The organism is Brevibacterium sp. S111 (assembly GCF_004745075.1).
GTDB lineage: Bacteria > Actinomycetota > Actinomycetes > Actinomycetales > Brevibacteriaceae > Brevibacterium.
The window spans coordinates 18,920-36,449 of the sequence record NZ_RHFH01000002.1; the positions used below are offsets into that span (position 1 = coordinate 18,920).

Here is a 17,530-nt window from a genome sequence, read left to right on the forward strand (position 1 = left end):
TAAAGGCGCCCCGGCACCTTCGTACACCGGGGCGTCCCCGCAGAGGCTCAGACTCAGCTCACGACATCACGGCCCCACCGTCCACACGCAGGATCTGTCCGGTCGTGAACGCGGCACCGTCGGTGGCGAGGTAGGCGACCGCCTCGGCGATCTCATTCGGCTGACCCATGCGGTCGAGCGCCTGCCCCGAGGTGTCGTACGTCTGCCCGACAGTGAGCGCGGACTCGACCGGGCCGGGCGCCACCGAATTGCAGCGGATGCCCTGCCGGCCGTATTCCTTGGCCACCCACTTCGTCAGGGCGATGATCCCGCCCTTGCTCGCCGCATAGGCAGGGCCGGACCGGGCACCGGCCTCCCCGTCGGAGACCGCTCCGCCGTTGATGCCCGAGATCGAGGAGATGTTGATGATCGACCCGCAACCGGCCTCGGCCATGTGCGGGTGGACGGCGGCCTTGATGAAATTGAACGTCCCGCCGAGGTTGGTCTCGATGTCGCGCTGCCACTGTTCGGCGGTGATCTCGTCGATGCCGATGCGCGCGGCCGTGCCCGCGTTGTTGACGAGGATGTCGAGGCAGCCGAAGGTCTCGACGAACGACCCCACCGCGGCGGTCACCTCGTCGACGTCACGGACATCGAGGGAGAACGCGGCGAACCGCTGCTCGGGGTACGTCTGCGCCAGGCCCGCCGCCGCATCCTCGGCACCCTTGAGGTCGACGATACCGACCGAGGCGCCCCTGTCGGCCAACGCCGTGGCAATGGCCAGACCGATGCCCTGGGCGGCACCCGTGACCAGCGCGGTCTTGTTCGTGAGCAGATACGGTTCCATGACTCTCCTTTGAGAAGAATTGAGTGAAGCGCCGTCCGGCGCCCGGTCGAACTCACCCGGCACCGGCACCCGAAGGCGCCGATGCCGCGGCGGCAGCCCCGTCTACCCGACCCCGAGCAGATCGGGCAGCCAGTTCGACAGCGCCGGGATGTAGGTGATGAGCAGCAGGGCGATGATCGCGCAGATGAGGAACGGCACGATCCCGCGCACCACTTCCTCGAGCTTGATCTTCCCGATGCCCGCGCCCACGTAGAGGTTGAGTCCCACCGGCGGGGTGAATAGACCGATGGCGAGGTTGACGGTCATGAACACACCGATCGTCGTCATATCCACACCGACGCCGATGAGGATCGGCACGAGGATCGGGATGAACAGGTAGAACGCGCTGATCGCGTCGACGAAGGCGCCGACGATGAGCAGGATGATCGTGATCGCCGCGAGGATGAGGTACTTGTTGTCCGTCACCGACAGCACCGCGGACGAGATCCGATCGGCCACCCCTTCGACGGTGATGACGTAGGAGAACAGGCTGGCCACGCCGACGATGAACATGATGACCGCGGTCGAGACCCCGGATTCGAGGAACACCTTCGGCATGTCCTTCCAGGTCAGTTCCCGGTAGACGAACACCCCGACGATGAGCGCGTACACGGATGCGACGGCTCCCGCCTCGGTGGGGGTGAAGATGCCGCCGTAGATCCCGCCGAGGATGATCACCGGGATGAGCAGACCGGGGATCGCCTTGACCAGAGCGGTGAGGATCTCCCCGAACCCGCCCTCGGGATCGACCGTGGCAGTCGGGTCCCCAGACCCGACCGGTCCTGAACCGGAGACCCCGGAACTCGCCGAGGCGGCCTTCCCGTTCGTCGTCAGCAGCTGCGTCTTCGACCCTGCCGCGCTGTCACCCGAACCGCCGGTTCCGGACGCACCGTTCGCCGACCCGGACGCAGCATTTGCCGACGTGGAGGCGCCGGTTGCCGGTCCGGTCGCACCGGACCCGGCGGCCGCCTCGGTGTCGGTCTTCGCCTTCACCGGCAGGCCGGCCAGTTCACGCACCCGGGGCACGAACAGGGCGGCGATGAAGAAGGCGAGAGCCATGATGATGCCGGGCACGATGCCGGCGATGAAGAGCCGGGAGATCGAGATCGATCCGAACTCGGCGGCGACGACGGCGAAGATGATGAACGCGATCGACGGCGGCACGACGATGCCCATCGATCCGGAGGCCGCGACGAGGGAGACCGCGTGCTTCTTCTGGTACCCGTTGCGCACGAGCGCCGGGATGAGGATCGCACCGATCGCCGCCACGGTGGCAGGCCCTGATCCGGAGATCGCGGAGAAGAAGAACGCGGAGATGATCGTCACCGCGGCCAGGCCGTGGCGCAGGCGGCCGAAGATGAGGAACGCAAGGTCGACGAGCCGCTGCGAGATGCCCGTGTACTGCATGACGATGCCGGCGAGGATGAAGAACGGGATCGCCAGCAGCGTGCCCGAACTCATCGACGGGAACATCACCGAGGGCACGACATCGAGGACCTGAATGCCGTCGGTGGTCACGAGGGTGACGACGGCGGCCAGGCCGAGGGAGAAGGCCACCGGGATCCCGAGGCCGAGGAAGAGGAAGAAGCTGCCGAAGAGCAGGAGCGTGATCATTTCCGGCCTCCCTGGAATTCGTCAGCGTCGATGACCGGGGCGGCTTCGACGGCGAGGCGCTCGATGACCGCCTCGGCGGAGGTGTCCTCATGCAGAGCCGTCCGCAGGGCTTGGATGCTGCGCAGCACTCCGAGCGCACCGGCCAGCGGGATGGACAGGGTGAACAGCCATTGCGGGATCCCCAGCGACGGGGTGGCCCGGCCGCGCAGACCCTGCGCGATCGTCATCTCGCCGCCCCAGATCAGCAGCACGGCGAGGAAGGCGACGATGAGCACGGTGCCGGCGATGAGCAGGAAGCGGCGGACCTGGCCCTTCGCGTGCTCGACGAGGTAGGTGAACCCGAGATGCGCGCCGAGGCGGATCCCGACGACGGCTCCCATCATCGTGAGCACGACGAGGAGGTTGATGGTGATCTCCTCGGAGAAGGCCAGTGAGGCCTTGAAGATGTAACGGGAGAGGACGTTGACGAAGGTGACGAGGACGATCACCATGAACGAGGCGATGACGACCCAGTCCTCGAAGAATCTGATGGCTCTCATCTCACAGTCCTTTCGGAATGAACGCCTGGGCCATGTCCGGTCCCCAGACCTTGCGGTATTCGCTGTAGATCGGACTCAGCTTCGTGCGGAAGGCGTCCTTCTCCTCATCGCTGAGTTCGTTGACCTCCATGCCGGAGTCCTTGAGTTCTGCGATGAGCTTCTCTTCGCCGTCGCGGTTCTTCTCGATCTGGAACTCGTTGGCGTCACCGGCGAGGCGGGTGACAAGCTTCTGATCCTCCGGCGTCAGGGAGTCGAAGAGGTCCTTGTTCACGCCGAGGATGAGCGGATCGTAGGAGTAGTTCCACAGTGTCAGGTACGGCTGGACCTCCTGCAGGTTCGCCGAGTAGATGACGTCGATCGGGTTCTCCTGCCCGTCGATCGCTCCCTGCTGCAGGGCGGTGAAGACCTCGCCGAAGGGCATCGTCGTCGGGTTCGCCCCGATCTGCCGGTAGAGGTCGGTGTACATGCCGAAGCCGGGAATGCGGAACTTCATGCCCCGCATGTCCTCGGGGGTGTGGATGGGCCGGTGCGTGTTCGTCAGCTGCCGCATCCCGGATTCGCCGAAGCCGAGCAGGTGCACTCCGCGTTCGGCGAGGTAATCGCCGTAGACGTCCCCGCCTTCGCCGGCGAGCGCCTTCTGCCCGTCCTCGACGGTGTCGAAGATGAACGGCGCGGTCACGGCACCGAAGCGCGGGTCGACGCCGGCGTAGATGATCGGCGAGTTGTAGGAGAAGTCCTTCGCCCCGTCCATGAGCTGTTCGACACCGGCGGTGGCTTCACCGGCGGAGAGCCGTTCATTGCCGAAGACCTTCATGGTGATCCGCCCGTCGGTCTCCGCCTCGAGATCCTTCGCGAACTTCTCCGCCGCGAGGTACCACGTCGAGGTCGACCCGGTCGTCACCGTCATCTTCCACCGGTAGCGCTGCTTGCCGTCGTCCGTGGTGCCGAAGTTCGTTCCGCACCCCGCCAGCAGCAGGGCGCACACCATCAGCACGGCGGACCACACGAGCATGGTTCTCGTCGTCCGTGTTCTCGGCACCATTGCCTCCTTCATCTCCCTATTTCCCTGTCACATTCGTGGTCTCTCGGCGCGCTGCTGCCCCGAGGCGGCCCCGCCGGTCACCGCTTCGGCATCCCCGCCCAGTGGGTCAGTCCCCCGTCGACGGGGATGAGCGTGGAATTGATGTAGGCCGATTCGTCCGAGGCGAGGAACACCGCGAGATCCGCGACGTCTTCGGGCCGGCCCATCGCCCCCGTCGGCGACTGCGCGTGCCGGGCGGCGAGCATGTCCTCGACCGAGTCGTAGTGGCCCGTGATCGAACGGTGGATGAGCGGGGTTTCGATGAGGCCCGGGGCGATCGAGTTCGCGCGGATGTCCTCGCCCGCGTACTGCGCGCCGACGACTTTCGTCAGTTCGATGAGCCCGGCCTTCGAGGCCGCATACGCCGGGTAGTCATACCCCATGTAGCGCATCCCGCCGATCGAGGACACCGTGATGATCGACCCGGTGCCCGCGGCACGCATGTGCGGCAGCGCGTGTTTGATCGCGGTGAACGCGCCGGTGAGGTTGATGTCGAGTGCCCGGCGGAAACCCTCGCTGGGAAGTTCGTCGACTCCCCCGTTGACGACGACGCCGACGTTGAAGTGGAGCACGGACGGTCCGCCGAGGCGCTCGGCGCAGTGGGCGAAGGCCGCGGCCAGGGAGTCCTCGTCGGCGACATCGGCGACGGCCGTGGTCAGGTGGGATTCCAGATCGACCCCGCCGAGGCGGCCCTGCCCGCCGTGGCCACCGCGGTCGGTCTCGGGCCGGGCGGCCGCCTCGGCGAGGGCGCGCTGTGCCTGGTCGAGGGCGTTCGGATCGCGGTCGACGATGCACACGCGCGCACCCTCGCGCAGGAACGCGATCGCTGCGGCGAAGCCGTTGTTGACCTCCCCGTCCGGGGTGCCGCACCCGATCGCCATGATCGTCGTGCCCGCCAGCCTGCCTGCCGTGTTCATCGTGCGCTGCCCCGTCCCTGCGAATATTCGGCCTTGATCTCCTTGCGGGCGAGCTTGCCGTACGCCGTGACCGGCATGGTCTCGACGAAGTGGATCTCCTTGGGCACTTTGTATGCGGCGAGCCTTGATCGGCACAGCCGATCCAGTCGTTCCTCCAGGTCATCGGCAGCGGCGGGGACCGTCCGTTCGATGACGGCCACGCCGATCTCTCCCCACTGCGGATCGGGCACGCCGACGACGACGGCTTGGGCCACCTCGGTGTCGGTGAGGAGGAGTTCTTCGATCTCACGCGGATAGACGTTCGATCCCCCGGAGATGTACATATCCGACTTCCGGCCGGTGAGGAACAGGTAGCCGGCCGCGTCGAGGTAGCCGATGTCGCCGGTGTGGAAGACGCCTCCTGCGAAGGATTCGGCGTTCGCATCGGGACGGCCGAGGTAGCCGGCGCACACGGTCGGCCCGGCCACGCAGACTTCGCCCTGAACGCCGACGGGCAGTTCCGCGCCTGTGTCGTTCAGGATGATGATCTCGACTCCGGTGCGGGCACGCCCGCAGGTGCCGATGCCAGCGGAGTCGACGGGGATCCGGCCGTGGTCGTCGGGACCGAGGACCGTGATCGCTCCGGTCACCTCGGCGAGCCCGAAGTACTGGACGAGATAGGGGCCGAGACGCTCGAGAGCACGTGCCTGGTCGGCGGCGAGCATCGGGGCACCGGCGTAGATGATGCGCTCCAAGGTGTGGTCCTCGGGTCCGCGTCCGGCCGGGCAGCCGGCAACGATGCGGTTGAGGATCGTCGGCACGGTGAAGGCGTTCGTGATGCCGTAGGCGTCGATGGCCGGCCACAGCGACTCCTGGCTGGGCTTGCCGCCAGGGTGGATGATCGACGGGGTGCCGCCGAAGACCTGCGCGAGCATGTGGATGCCCGCCCCGTGCGACAGCGGCGCGAGCACGAGGGAAGCTCCGGTCTCGTCCTCGTTGGGGAAGAGGTCGCAGCGATGGTTCGCCAGCACCGCGCCGAGGTGGCGGTGCGTGAACGTCGCGGCCTTGGGCCGGCCGGTCGATCCGGAGGTGAAGAAGTACCAGCAGGGGTCGTCTTCGTCGACGGTGGAGTCGACGGCCGCGGGGGCGTGCGCCGAGCGGACCGCTTCGCGTCGAGAGGACTCGTTGGAGCCGGTCCCCTCGGCGCGAAGTGGTCCGCTCGATGAGGGCAGCTCGCCGATCCACAGGACGGGGCCGGTGAAGCCTTCGGCCACCAGCGCGGTGACGAAGTCGGAGTGGGCACGGTCGGCGATGACGGCGGCGGGGGCCACCTCGGCGCTGATGCCCAGCAGCTCCTCGGTCGACAAGGCCGCGTTCGGTGGGGCGATGACGCCTCCGGCACGGAGGATCCCCCAGAAGGACTGGATCACCTCGGCGTGGTTGGCCGAGAGCAGGAGGACGGTGTCGCGACGGCCGACCCCGCCTGCTTGGAGGGCGGCGGCGAGCGCCTCGGCGCGGGCGTCGAGTTCGGCCCAGGTCCAGCGCTGCCCGTGATCGTCGTCGACGACGGCAAGCCGCTCGGGCAGGCGTCGGGCGGTCTGTGTGAGGAAGTGGGAGACGTTGACCCCGCGCCGAGGTGTGGGCGTGAAGTCCTTGGCCGGGGAGGTCTGGGAGATTGTGCGCATCAGCGAACGCGCTCGAGCACGGAGGCGAAGTTCGACACGGCGGCGCCGCCCATGTTGAAGACTCCCGCGAGTTCCGGGTCCTCGATCTGGATGCCGGGCGAGCGGCCGGTCAGCTGGGCGGCGGCCAGGGCGTGCATGGACACTCCGGTGGCGCCGATGGGGTGCCCCTTGGCTTTGAGCCCGCCGGAGGGGTTGACGGGCAGGCGGCCGTCGATGGCGGTCGCACCTTCGTCGAGGAGGGTGTGGCCCTGACCTGGGGCGGCGAGTCCGAAGGCTTCGTATTCGAGGAGTTCGGCGATTGTGAAGCAGTCGTGGGTCTCAAGGAGGTCGAGGGCATCGATGCTGATGCCGGCGGACTGCAGCGCTTGGTCCATGGCCGCGCGGGCGCCGGCCATCTCCAGCGGATCACGCTGTGACAGCGGCATCACGTCGTTGGCGTTGCCCATTCCGCGCCAGGTCACGGCCTGCGGGGCGGAGGCGGCGACCTCCTCGGCGCCCATGACCAGGGCGACGGCACCGTCGGAGACCATCGAGCAGTCGGTGCGGCGCAGGGGTTCGGCGACGTAGGGGTTGGTGGCACCGACGGTGTTGCAGAAGTCGAAGCCGAGGTCCTTCTGCATGTGGGCCAATGGGTTCTGTGCGCCGTTGGCGTGGTTCTTCGCGGCGATCTTCGCCAGGGCCTCGGAATGATCGCCATAGCGGTCGAAGTATTGTCGGGCGATCTCGCCGAATACTCCGGCGAAGGACTTCAGGTGCTCTTCCTCTTCGCGAAAACTCGCGCTGAGCAGCACTTCGTTGACGTCGTGGCCCGAGGCCTGGGTCATGCGTTCGGCGCCGATGACCAGCGCGGTGCGGTGGCGGCCGGCGGCGATCGTGTCGTGGGCGGCGAAGATCGCGGCGGATCCGGTGGCACAGGCGTTCTCGTGCCGGTGGGCCGGGATGCGGGCGAGTTCGGGGAACACGGTGCCCGGCAGTGCGGCTTCGAAGCCCTGGCGGGAGAGTCCGTTGTTGAATACGCCGACGTGGATGACGTCGATATCGGTCGGCTCGAGGCCAGCATCGGCGATGGCATCACGGGCGACGTCGGCCATCATCTGCGGCAGCGGTGACTCGGACCGGCCGAACCTGCCGTGGGACCAGCCGATGATTGCAGGCGTTGACATGGACACTCCTTCGGGTACCGGGCTCTGCGGGACGAGCACTGTCCCTCATACTTTCCCGGTCCCATCAGATGGTCAAAGAAAATCCACGATATGGAACATCGGTGTCGTGGCAGTCCCTCCGTCTCCCCTCGCCGCCGCAGCTCAGCACGTGCCCGCCGAGACACGCGCGGAGTGCCGAGACACGCGTGCGCACACCCGTTTCTCGACACTCAATGCGTTTTTCGATGAATTCCGGCCCCTGCAGCCGGAGTGCCTGCCCACCTAACCTTTGAGGCGCGTCATCTCCGGGTCGAAGATGGGTTCGGCCGTGACGGTGGCCGGCAGACGGCGCCCGAGGTACTCGATCTCGACGCCGTCCCCGACGCTCAGTGTGTTCGGCAGCCAGGCGTAGGCGATCGACTTCCCGATCGAGTACCCATAGGCCGCCGAGGTGACATAGCCGTCCGCACCGCCCGTCGAGGCAGGCGTCCGCCCCGTCGCCGAGGCGGTGCCCACCTCCGCATCGGCCGTCCCCGCGGAGCTCGCCATCAGGTACACGGGCTCACTGCCCAGCACGACGTCCTCGCGCCGATCGAGCGTCAGGCATGTCAGCTTCTGCGTGGCCGCCGCAGCCCGGTCCGCGAGGGCGGCCTTTCCGCGGAAGTCATCGGTCTTCGAAGCCTTGACCGCGAAGCCGAGTCCTGCCTGCATCGGTTCGTGTTCGCTGGTCATATCGGAGCCGAAGGACCGGAACCCCTTCTCCAGGCGCAGCGAGTTGAAGGCCTCGCGTCCTGCGGCGATGAGGCCGTAGTCCCGACCGGCTTCCCACAGTACGTCCCACAGTACGTCCCACAGGCGATGCCCCAGGTCAGCGGAGGTGTAGAGCTCCCATCCCAGCTCTCCCACATAGGACAGGCGCATCGCTGTGACGGGGATGCCGCCGAGGGTGATCTGCTTGGTGCGGAAGTACTTGAGTCCGTCGTTGCTGAGGTCGTCGTCGCTGACCTCAGAGATGACTTCGCGGGCGAGCGGTCCCCACAGTCCGATGCAGCAGGTGCCCGGGGTCGTCTCTCGCACGGTGGCCCACTTGCTCGGGTCGGCCGCGCTCTGGTGCTTGGCCGCCCGGGTGATGGAGGCGAAGTCGATGTTCGAGTTCGCTCCCACCTGGTAGGTCTCTTCGTCGAGGATCGCGACGGTGATGTCGCTCGTGATGCCGCCGGCCTCGTCGAGCAGCAGGGTGTAGCTGACGGCGCCGGGTTTGCGCAGCATCGACGAGGTCGTCAGTCCGTGGAGCAGCTCGCCGGCGCCCGGGCCTTTGACCTCGAAGCGCTTGAGCGCGGTCATGTCGTACATGGCGACATTCGTCCGCGTCTTCCAGGCTTCGACCGCTGCGATCGGCGAGTGGAACCTGTCGGCCCATTCGTCCCGCGGCGGTGCCTTCCACTCCTCCGGCAGCTCGTTCAGCAGAGCGGCATTGGCTTCGTACCAGTGCGGGCGCTCCCACCCGTTCGTCTCGAGGAAGAACGCGCCGAGGGCCTTCTGCTGTTCGTTGAACGGGCTGAGCCGCAGGTCACGCGGTGATACGCGCGGCTGCAGCGGGTGGATGACGTCGTAGATTTCGACGAAGTTCTGCTGCGAGGTCTCGCTGACGTACTCGGGTGTCGTCAGCGCGTCCTCGAAGCGGTTGAGGTCGATGCCGGACAGGTCGGTGTTCGAGCGTCCGAGGGCGATGAGTTCGGCCACGGCCTTCGCGATGCCGGCACCATGGGTGACCCAGACCGCCTCGGCGACGAAGAACCCGTCGACCTCCCGCGATTGGCCCACGAGCGATCCGCCGTCGGGGGTGAAGGAGAAGATGCCGTTGAAGCCGCGCTGGACCTGTGTCTGCGCGAGCTCCGGCAGCAGCTCCTGGCTGGCCTCCCATTCGCGGACGAAGTCCTCCGGAGTGAAGTCGAGGCTCGAGGGCATGACCTCCTCCGTGATCTCCTCGGGCGAGTAGGTCCGCAGAGTGTCGAGGTCGACGGGCATCGGGCGGTGAGCATAGGAGCCGATGCCGATCCGCTCGCCCCACTCGCGGAAGTAGAGGTCTTTGTCCTGGTAGCGCAGGATCGGAGCCTGAGCCCCGGCCGGCAGCTCGTTCTTCCCCACGAGGGACGGCACCTCGGTCGTCCACGCGAACTGGTGGCCCAAGGGCAGCAGGGGAATCGTCGTGCCGACCATCTCACCGATCTTCGGGCCCCAGAATCCGGCGCAGGAGACGACGATGTCGGCAGGAATCCGATCCTCACCGGCGATGACGGCGCTGACCCTGCCGCCGGTCGTTTCGATGTCGGTAACCGTCGTCCGGTCACGGAATTCGACTCCTGCGGCTCGGGCGCGGTCAATGACGAGCTGGGTGCCCTTCGCGGCCAGAGCGAGTCCGTCGCCGGGGGTGAGCAGCCCTCCGAGGACCATGTCCCGGTCGAGCATGGGGAAGAGCTTCGCGCACTCATCTGCGTCGATGGCATGGGCTTCGACGCCGTAGGACCGGTTCCAACCGGCCCGTCGGTGCAGATCCTGCAGCCGCTCTTCGGTCGTGGCGACCTCGAGTCCGCCGACGGGCAGGAACGAGCCGCGACCGTCGGGGCCGGTGAGAGACGTGAGTTTCTCGATCGTGTACTGCGCGAACTCGGTCATCGACTTCGAGGGGTTCGAGGAGAAGACGAGTCCCGGCGCGTGCGAGGTCGATCCGCCGGGAATCACCAGCGGGCCCTGCTCGACGACGAGCGTATTGGTCCAGCCCAACTGCGCGAGTTCGTCGGCGAGATTGGCGCCGACGATGCCGGCTCCGATGATGACGACTCGTGGTGATGCGTTCGGCACAGAGTACTCCTTGTTGGTGAGGGTGGTGGAGGGTGATGTCGCAGTGGGCTCTCGAGCAGCGCTCAGGCGTCCAATGCGGAGTATTTGGTTTCCGGTGCCCAGAAGATCGAAGCGATGAACCCGATGAGTGGGAAGATCGCCGCGATGAGCAGGGTGCTCGATACCCCGAGGTGGTCGAGCGTGACCGGGAAGAGATAAGTGGCTCCAGCGGCCCCGACACGGCTGAATGCCGCGGCATAGCCGACGCCGGTGCTGCGGAAGCGAGTCACGAACATCTCCGGCGGGTAGACGTACTGGATGCTGTTCGAAGCGGTGATGATGAGCACGAAGGCTCCGAAGACCATGAGAGTCACCAGCGGCGGCAGTTCCGTCCACCCGCCGAGGAAGACGAGCAGAACCACCATGAGAGCGAAGGTCCAGTTCACGAAGGTGCGGCGTGGCAGCAGCCACAGAAGCCACAGTCCCACACCGGCGCCGAGGAGCTGGAGCCCGTTCATGAGCAGATCCGTCGAGAATCCGTTATTCAGGCCGAGGTCGCCGAGGACAGGAACGATGAACGTGAAGATCGCGAACAACGGTCCCACCTGACAGAACCAGAACAGTCCGGAATACACGATGGTGCGGGTGTCGTTCTCAGCGAAGAAGTCGCGCAGCCGAGTCTTGACGACCTCTGCGGGGGCAGGTGGCAGCGCGTACTGCGGCCCATAGTGCGCGGAGATGATCGCCTGTGCTTCCTCCGTGCGCCCCTGCGCCTGCAGCCACCGCGGAGACTCGGGCAGTGCCATCCGCACGATGAGCACCACGAACGCCGGCAGCGCGCTGCTTGCCAACAGCAGACGCCAGGAGTCGGGGCTCGAGAGGTGGGCGACGACGAAGGCTGAGATGAAGCCGATGAACCAGAAGGCGGCAATCGAGCCGAGCAGGACGCTGCGGTGACGACGCGGAGTGAACTCCGCGAGCAGTGCCGTGCCGACCGCATACTCGACGCCGATGAGCAGACCGAGCAGCAGCCGCATCGCCACGAGATCCCACGTGCCGACGACGAAGAGTTGAGCCAGTGAGACGAGGACGAAGCCGACGAGGTTCCAGAAGAACACCCGTTTGCGTCCGTAACGGTCGGCGATGCGCCCGAAGAACAGTCCGCTGATGAAGATGCCGATGAGTGCGCTGGCCGCAATGAGCCCCTGGCCGAGTGCCGAGAGCTCCAGTTCGGCCGCCGCCGGACCGACCGCTCCGCCGATGACGCCGAGGATGTAGCCGTCGATGAAGATACCACCGAAAGCCGCGATCGCCACGACGATGACGAGTCGGTTCAGTGGAGCTTCGTCGACCGAGATGCTCCCCTCACCGATTCGGCGAGCGGAGACATCGGGGCGGACGGGGTCGATGCCATCGATGTCCTTCTGCTGTGTCATGTGGTCTCCTTCGACTCACTCGGCGACTGTGCCCGAACCGACCGGTTCAGGCGTCGATGACGAGGTCGGACTTCGCCGTCGAGCAGCACGGCAGGAACTTGCCCGCGTCGATCTCTCTGGCGCGGATGCCGCCCTGATGATTCATCTCGACGTCACCGTCGAGCTTGATGGACTTGCAGGAGCCGCACATGCCCTCCTGACAGTTCGCGGGAATCTTCACTCCCGCCTTCCGCGCGGCCTGGAGCACGGTCTCCTCATCCCCGATGCGGACGTTGAGACCCGAGCGCACGAACGACATCGTGTGCTCCCCCTCCCCCACAGTAGGCAGGACGGCGGGGTCGACGACGGCGGTTTCGTCATCTTCGTTCGAATCCGTCGCCGAGGCGGGGCTCGGCTCCTCGTCGGGCACGACCGCCTCGGCATCGACGGCTTCGATCGGCGCACCCGTGGCTTCGATCGGACCGTCGGCGTCGTACTCGGGCTCGTACATGTCAAGCGCGGCCGGCTGGGACTCGTAGTATTCCTCGGTCGACGCCGCGATCTCCTCGGCGATCTCACCGGCGATGGCGACCTCTTCGGCGTATTCGGCCCGGATCTCGCGGTCGCCGGAGAAGAACTCCATGAACACCGAGGTGTCATCGACTCCGACGGCGCGCAGCAGGTCGGTCGCCGAGTTGAGATACCCCTCCGGGCCGCAGGCGAAGACCTGCCGGCCGTTCGCGTCGGGGACGAGGTCATCGAGCAGCGATGCCGACAGCCGACCGGTCCGACCCGGCCACTCCTCGTCGCACTCCCGATCGCCGAGGCAGTAGACGACCTTGATCCGGAAGTCCACCGTGGCGAGGAAGTCGAGCTCGTCGGAGAAGGCGAAGGAGTCCGGTGCCGCACCATGGTAGACGAGGACGACATCGGCCTGGCCGGGCAGCGAATGCACGGTGCGGATCATCGACATCAGCGGGGTGATGCCGGCTCCGGCCGCCAAGAGCAGGAGACGGGCCCGGCGATCGTAGTCGGCGAGGTGGAAGGCACCGACCGGCCCGAGCATGTCCAGCGTCGTGCCGGGCCTGATGTTCGCGTGCGCCCACTGCGAGACCTTCCCCTGGGGATCCCGTTTGATGGTGATCGAGAATGTCCACGGCTCGGTCGGCGCCGAGGAGATCGAGTAGCTGCGGGACACCGGTTCCGCATGCGGTCCGTCAGCGGGGAAGTCGATGTTGATGTACTGCCCCGATCGGAACGCCAGGGGCGCACCGTCCGTGCGACGGAAGACGAAGACCATCATTCCTCCCGCCTCGGGGATGGTCTCCACGCATTCGGCCGTGAACTCCTGCGGATGCCAGGGCCCCAAGGCGGTGGCGGCTCCGGCCGGGCCGGAGGTACCCGAGAGCACGCGGTTCCACGGCATCTCCAGGCCTCGGACCCGCTGGGCCAACGGCAGCGCGGGCACTGCGGAGGATCTCATCCCACGTGCTCCCGCATCCGCTGCACGTACCAGTTGATGAAGGCCTCGACCTGGTACTCGCTCTTCATATAGGGCCCCTGCTCGTAGAACGGACTCGCCGCCCCCTGCTGGCAGAGTTCGACGAAGGCCTTGTCCTGCAGGTTCGTCTGCTTCCAGGTGTGGGTGAGCGTCTCGAGGTCGTAGTCGACCCCTTCGACCGCATCGTCGGCGACGAGCCATGTCGTGCGCACGAGGGTCTTGTCCGTGCCGATCGGGAAGACGGCGAAGGTGACGACGTGATCGGCCAGCAGGTGGAACCAGGAGTTCGGCTGCAGGTGCATCGAGCAGCGACCCAGTCGGAAGTCCGGCAGATCGCCGAGGAGCTTCTTCGAGAGCCTGCGTCCGTCGGCCGAGAAGGACTCCCCCTGCCCGTCGAGGGATTCCCGGGAGATGCGGATCCCGCCGATGCGGGTGTCGAGCTCCTCGACGACGTCATAGGGCAGTCCGTAGCGGCGGCAGCGGTACTCCAAAGCGGCCTGGGCCTGCTGGTTGCGATCCCAGACGTCTTCGAGGTGGGGCGGGATGGTCTCATCGGTCAGTCCCCAGGTCGGGAACAGCGAACAGGCGAGTTCCGGGTGACCATCGCAGTGGTAGCACTCGCGATTGTTCTCCATCACGAGCTTCCAGTTGGCCTCCTCGACGATGTTCTGCTGGTAGGCGACCTTCGTCTTCGCCAGCTCATGCGGGCCGACATAGGGCTCGAAGATCTTCGCCGTCTCGTGGAAATCCGTGGGCGGCTCCTCCGCCAGACAGAGGAACACCAGACCGGCGACGATCGTGCCGTGAGCCCGCTTGAGCGAGTAGCAGGACTTGTCGAAGGTCATCTCGCCGGGAGCCGAAGCATGGATGAGGTCACCTTCGGGAGAGTACGTCCAGGAGTGGTAGCCGCAGACGAGGTTGCCGGTCGTTCCCTTGAGCTCAGTGAGCACGCGGGCGCCGCGATGCCGGCACACGTTGTGGATGACGTTGACGCCGCCGTCGTCGTTGCGGAGCACGATGATCGAATACGGACCGTAGTCGAGCGTGACGAAGTCACCCGGCTCGGGGATCTCAGCGACGCTGCATGCGAAGACCCAGTGCTGTCCGAACACGGCCTGCATGTCGAGGTTGAAGATGTTCGGGTCCGTGTAGAACGGCGCCTCGAGCGAGAAGCCGACCCGACGGGTGTCGAGCCGGACCCGGAACTCATCGAGCCGCTCCTCGGTGATTCCGGCGGGAAAGCCCTTCTTCGTCGGGGCCAGGTTGGTAGCAGTCAATTGTCATCTCCCTTGATGTCTGCTGGATGCGAGATACCTGCCTGCGCCGGCCCGACAACGGAATGGCGAACTCCTCATCGACGACCGCGGGGACCGTGCTTGCCGGGACCTGCTCGACTGTCACACTAGCGACCAAGATACTGCAGAAAAAGCGGGAGATTTTGTTCAGTATCGTGCGGAATGACTGCATAATGTTACTCATGATCGATCCTCGTCTGGCGACGCTGCGCACCTTCGCCGCCTGCGGCACCGTCGCCGCCACGGCCGAACTCACCGGGTACTCTCCGTCGGCCGTCTCCGGCCAGCTCAGAGAGCTGCAGCAGTCCCTGGGCATGACGCTGCTCGTCAAGGACGGGCGCGGCCTGCGCCTGACCTCGACGGGGCGCTATCTCGTGCGGCGATCCGACGCTCTGACCGCCGCTTGGGAAGACATCCGCGCCGGCGCCTTCGGGTCCGGCGACCAGGCGCCGACGCATTTCGGCATCGGAGGATTCTCGACCGCCTCGTCGAACCTCTTGGCACCGCTGGCCGCCAAGCTGCGCACGACCCGCCCCACGGTCAGCGTCCACGTCATCGAGGCTAGTCCGACGCGCTGCTTCGAACTCCTCATCGCCGAGCGCATCGACCTCGCTGTCATCGTCTCCATGCAGGGCAATGTGCAGGTCGAGGACGATGCTCGGTTCGAGAGCATCGACCTGCTCGATGATCCCCTCGATGTCATGGTCCCCGCCGACCATCCGGTCGCCGATCGCGAATCGGTGACCCTCGGCGAACTCGCCGGCGAGGAGTGGATCACCGCGAGTCCGGGATCTCCCTACCATTCGCTCTTCGTCGCCGCCTTCACCGCGGCCGGGGTGACCCCGACGGTGGCCCACGAGTCCGTCGAGTGGGAGACCTCGGCGGCACTCGTCGGTGCGGGCGTCGGAGTCAGCCTGCTGCCGCGGATGTCCAGCCTCGCCGGAGAGGCGAACGTTCGCCGTGTCCGGCTCGCGGGAACCGGCCGACTGAGCCGGAAGATCATCGCAGCGGTGCGGGCCGGCAGCCGCAGATCTCCGCTCATTCGGGAATCGATGCAGCACCTGCGCACCATGTCGCAGCACATCCTCTCGACTCGCCTGCGCGAGGACTCCTGAGCGATTCCCGGAGGACTCCGGACCGGCCAGGGGAGGACTCCGGGCCAGTTCGCGGAGGATTCCGGGCCGGTTCACGGGAGGGTTGCCGAGCGCTCGCACTGCGCCTGCATGAACTTCCGCCGAGGGTCTTGACACGGCTCTCCCACGACGGCGAGACTGCATCTACGTCTGATGTCAGACTGATATGTCAGTGGCGTCGTCCGACTCACTCACATGTCCGACAACTCCCACGCATTCGCACACATGGAGGCTCAACGATGAGCAACAAGGCAATCAGCTACGCCGGTCCCGGGAAGGTCGAAGTCGTCGACACCGAGTACCCGGACTTCGTCCTCAAGGACGGCCCGGGAGTCAATCCCGCCAACGTCGGCCGCACGGTCGATCACGGCGTCATCCTCAAGACCGTGGCCACGAACATCTGCGGCTCCGACCAGCACATGGTCCGGGGCCGCACGACTGCCCCGGAGGGTCTCGTGCTCGGCCACGAGATCACCGGAGAGGTCGTCGAAGTCGGCCGCGATGTCGAGTTCGTCCACGTCGGCGACCTCGTCTCCGTGCCGTTCAACATCGCCTGCGGCCGCTGCCGCAACTGCAAGGAGGGCAAGACCGGCATCTGCCTCAACGTCAACCCCGATCGCCCGGGCTCGGCCTACGGCTACGTCGACATGGGCGGCTGGGTCGGCGGTCAGGCCGAGTACGTGCTCGTGCCCTACGCGGACTGGAACGTCCTGAAGTTCCCGGACAAGGATCAGGCGATGGAGAAGATCCTCGATCTCACGATGCTCTCCGACATCTTCCCCACCGGCTTCCACGGTGCCGTCAGCGCCGGGGTGGGCGTGGGCTCGACGGTCTACGTCGCCGGTGCCGGCCCGGTCGGAATCGCCGCAGCCACCTCGGCGCATCTGCTGGGCGCGGCCTGCGTCATCGTCGGCGACCTCAATGAGGACCGGCTGGCTCAGGCACGCGGATTCGGCTGCGAAACGGTCGATGTCTCCCAGGGCGACCCGAAGGACCAGATCGCCCAGATCCTCGGCGAGCCCGAGGTCGACTGCGGCATCGACGCGGTCGGCTTCGAAGCCCGCGGACACGGCAAGGACGCCAGCCACGAGGCTCCCGCCACGGTGCTCAACTCGCTCATGGACATCACTCGGGCCGGCGGCAGCCTCGGCATTCCGGGACTCTATGTCACCGGCGACCCGGGAGCCCCCGACGAAGCGGCCAAGGAAGGATCGCTGTCGATGCGCTTCGGCCTCGGCTTCGCGAAGTCGCACGTCTTCGTGACCGGCCAATGCCCGGTGATGAAGTACAACCGGGGCCTCATGCAGGCGATCCTGCATGACAAGGTCTCGATCGCGAAGAACGTCAACGCGACCCCGATCCGCCTCGAGGACGCACCGCAGGGGTACGCGGACTTCGATTCGGGCGTGGCGAAGAAGTTCGTCCTCGACCCGCACGGGCTCATCACCACCTGAGACTCTCAGATCTCACGCTGAACCCGAGCTTCTCAAGGCCGAAAGTCGGGTGAAGTGGTGAGAAATGGT

General features: G+C 66.5%; 13 protein-coding genes. 2 read left to right on the forward strand and 11 right to left on the reverse strand.

What is annotated here, in order from left to right; translation table 11 throughout:
* Positions 1–58: 58 nt before the first annotated feature.
* From EB836_RS02420 to EB836_RS02470, 11 genes are all read right to left on the reverse strand, one after another.
* Positions 59–826, reverse strand: coding sequence for an SDR family NAD(P)-dependent oxidoreductase (locus EB836_RS02420; protein WP_135537540.1), 768 nt, complete (start codon positions 824–826; stop codon positions 59–61).
* A 102-nt stretch (positions 827–928) separates the two neighbouring features.
* The gene (locus tag EB836_RS02425; RefSeq protein WP_135537541.1) at positions 929–2,479 is read right to left on the reverse strand and encodes a TRAP transporter large permease; all 1,551 of its coding nucleotides are present in this window, start codon (positions 2,477–2,479) and stop codon (positions 929–931) included.
* Positions 2,476–3,018: a TRAP transporter small permease gene (locus EB836_RS02430; protein WP_135537542.1), complete on the reverse strand. Its 543-nt coding sequence runs from the start codon at positions 3,016–3,018 to the stop codon at positions 2,476–2,478. Before EB836_RS02430 ends, EB836_RS02425 begins: the two co-directional genes overlap by 4 nt.
* A 1-nt stretch (position 3,019) precedes the next feature.
* On the reverse strand, positions 3,020–4,060 hold the full coding sequence (locus EB836_RS02435; RefSeq protein WP_240689553.1) for a DctP family TRAP transporter solute-binding subunit: 1,041 nt from the start codon (positions 4,058–4,060) through the stop codon (positions 3,020–3,022).
* Positions 4,061–4,137: 77 nt separating this feature from the next.
* Entirely contained in the window at positions 4,138–5,016 is an 879-nt protein-coding gene (locus tag EB836_RS02440) for an SDR family oxidoreductase (protein WP_205683279.1), read from the reverse strand.
* On the reverse strand, positions 5,013–6,680 hold the full coding sequence (locus tag EB836_RS02445) for an AMP-binding protein (protein ID WP_135537543.1): 1,668 nt from the start codon (positions 6,678–6,680) through the stop codon (positions 5,013–5,015). Before EB836_RS02445 ends, EB836_RS02440 begins: the two co-directional genes overlap by 4 nt.
* Positions 6,680–7,843: a thiolase domain-containing protein gene (locus EB836_RS02450; protein ID WP_135537544.1), complete on the reverse strand. Its 1,164-nt coding sequence runs from the start codon at positions 7,841–7,843 to the stop codon at positions 6,680–6,682. The genes EB836_RS02445 and EB836_RS02450 overlap by 1 nt, the downstream gene beginning before the upstream one ends.
* Before the next feature lie 261 nt (positions 7,844–8,104).
* Positions 8,105–10,684 carry an FAD-dependent oxidoreductase gene (locus EB836_RS02455; protein ID WP_135537545.1) on the reverse strand — a complete coding sequence of 860 codons (2,580 nt, stop codon included), beginning with the start codon at positions 10,682–10,684 and terminating at the stop codon, positions 8,105–8,107.
* 62 nt (positions 10,685–10,746) lie between these two features.
* Complete coding sequence (locus EB836_RS02460) at positions 10,747–12,099, reverse strand: MFS transporter (RefSeq protein ID WP_135537546.1); 1,353 nt, start codon at positions 12,097–12,099, stop codon at positions 10,747–10,749.
* Between the two features lie 46 nt (positions 12,100–12,145).
* Positions 12,146–13,561: an iron-sulfur cluster-binding domain-containing protein gene (locus EB836_RS02465; RefSeq protein WP_135537547.1), complete on the reverse strand. Its 1,416-nt coding sequence runs from the start codon at positions 13,559–13,561 to the stop codon at positions 12,146–12,148.
* Positions 13,558–14,808, reverse strand: coding sequence for an aromatic ring-hydroxylating dioxygenase subunit alpha (locus EB836_RS02470; RefSeq protein WP_240689588.1), 1,251 nt, complete (start codon positions 14,806–14,808; stop codon positions 13,558–13,560). The genes EB836_RS02465 and EB836_RS02470 overlap by 4 nt, the downstream gene beginning before the upstream one ends.
* A gap of 248 nt (positions 14,809–15,056) precedes the next feature.
* Here EB836_RS02470 and EB836_RS02475 point away from each other — a divergent pair, with 248 nt between their 5' ends.
* Positions 15,057–15,989 carry a LysR family transcriptional regulator gene (locus EB836_RS02475; protein WP_135537549.1) on the forward strand — a complete coding sequence of 311 codons (933 nt, stop codon included), beginning with the start codon at positions 15,057–15,059 and terminating at the stop codon, positions 15,987–15,989.
* A 257-nt stretch (positions 15,990–16,246) separates the two neighbouring features.
* Complete coding sequence (fdhA, locus tag EB836_RS02480) at positions 16,247–17,461, forward strand: formaldehyde dehydrogenase, glutathione-independent (RefSeq protein WP_135537550.1); 1,215 nt, start codon at positions 16,247–16,249, stop codon at positions 17,459–17,461.
* Positions 17,462–17,530: the final 69 nt, after the last annotated feature.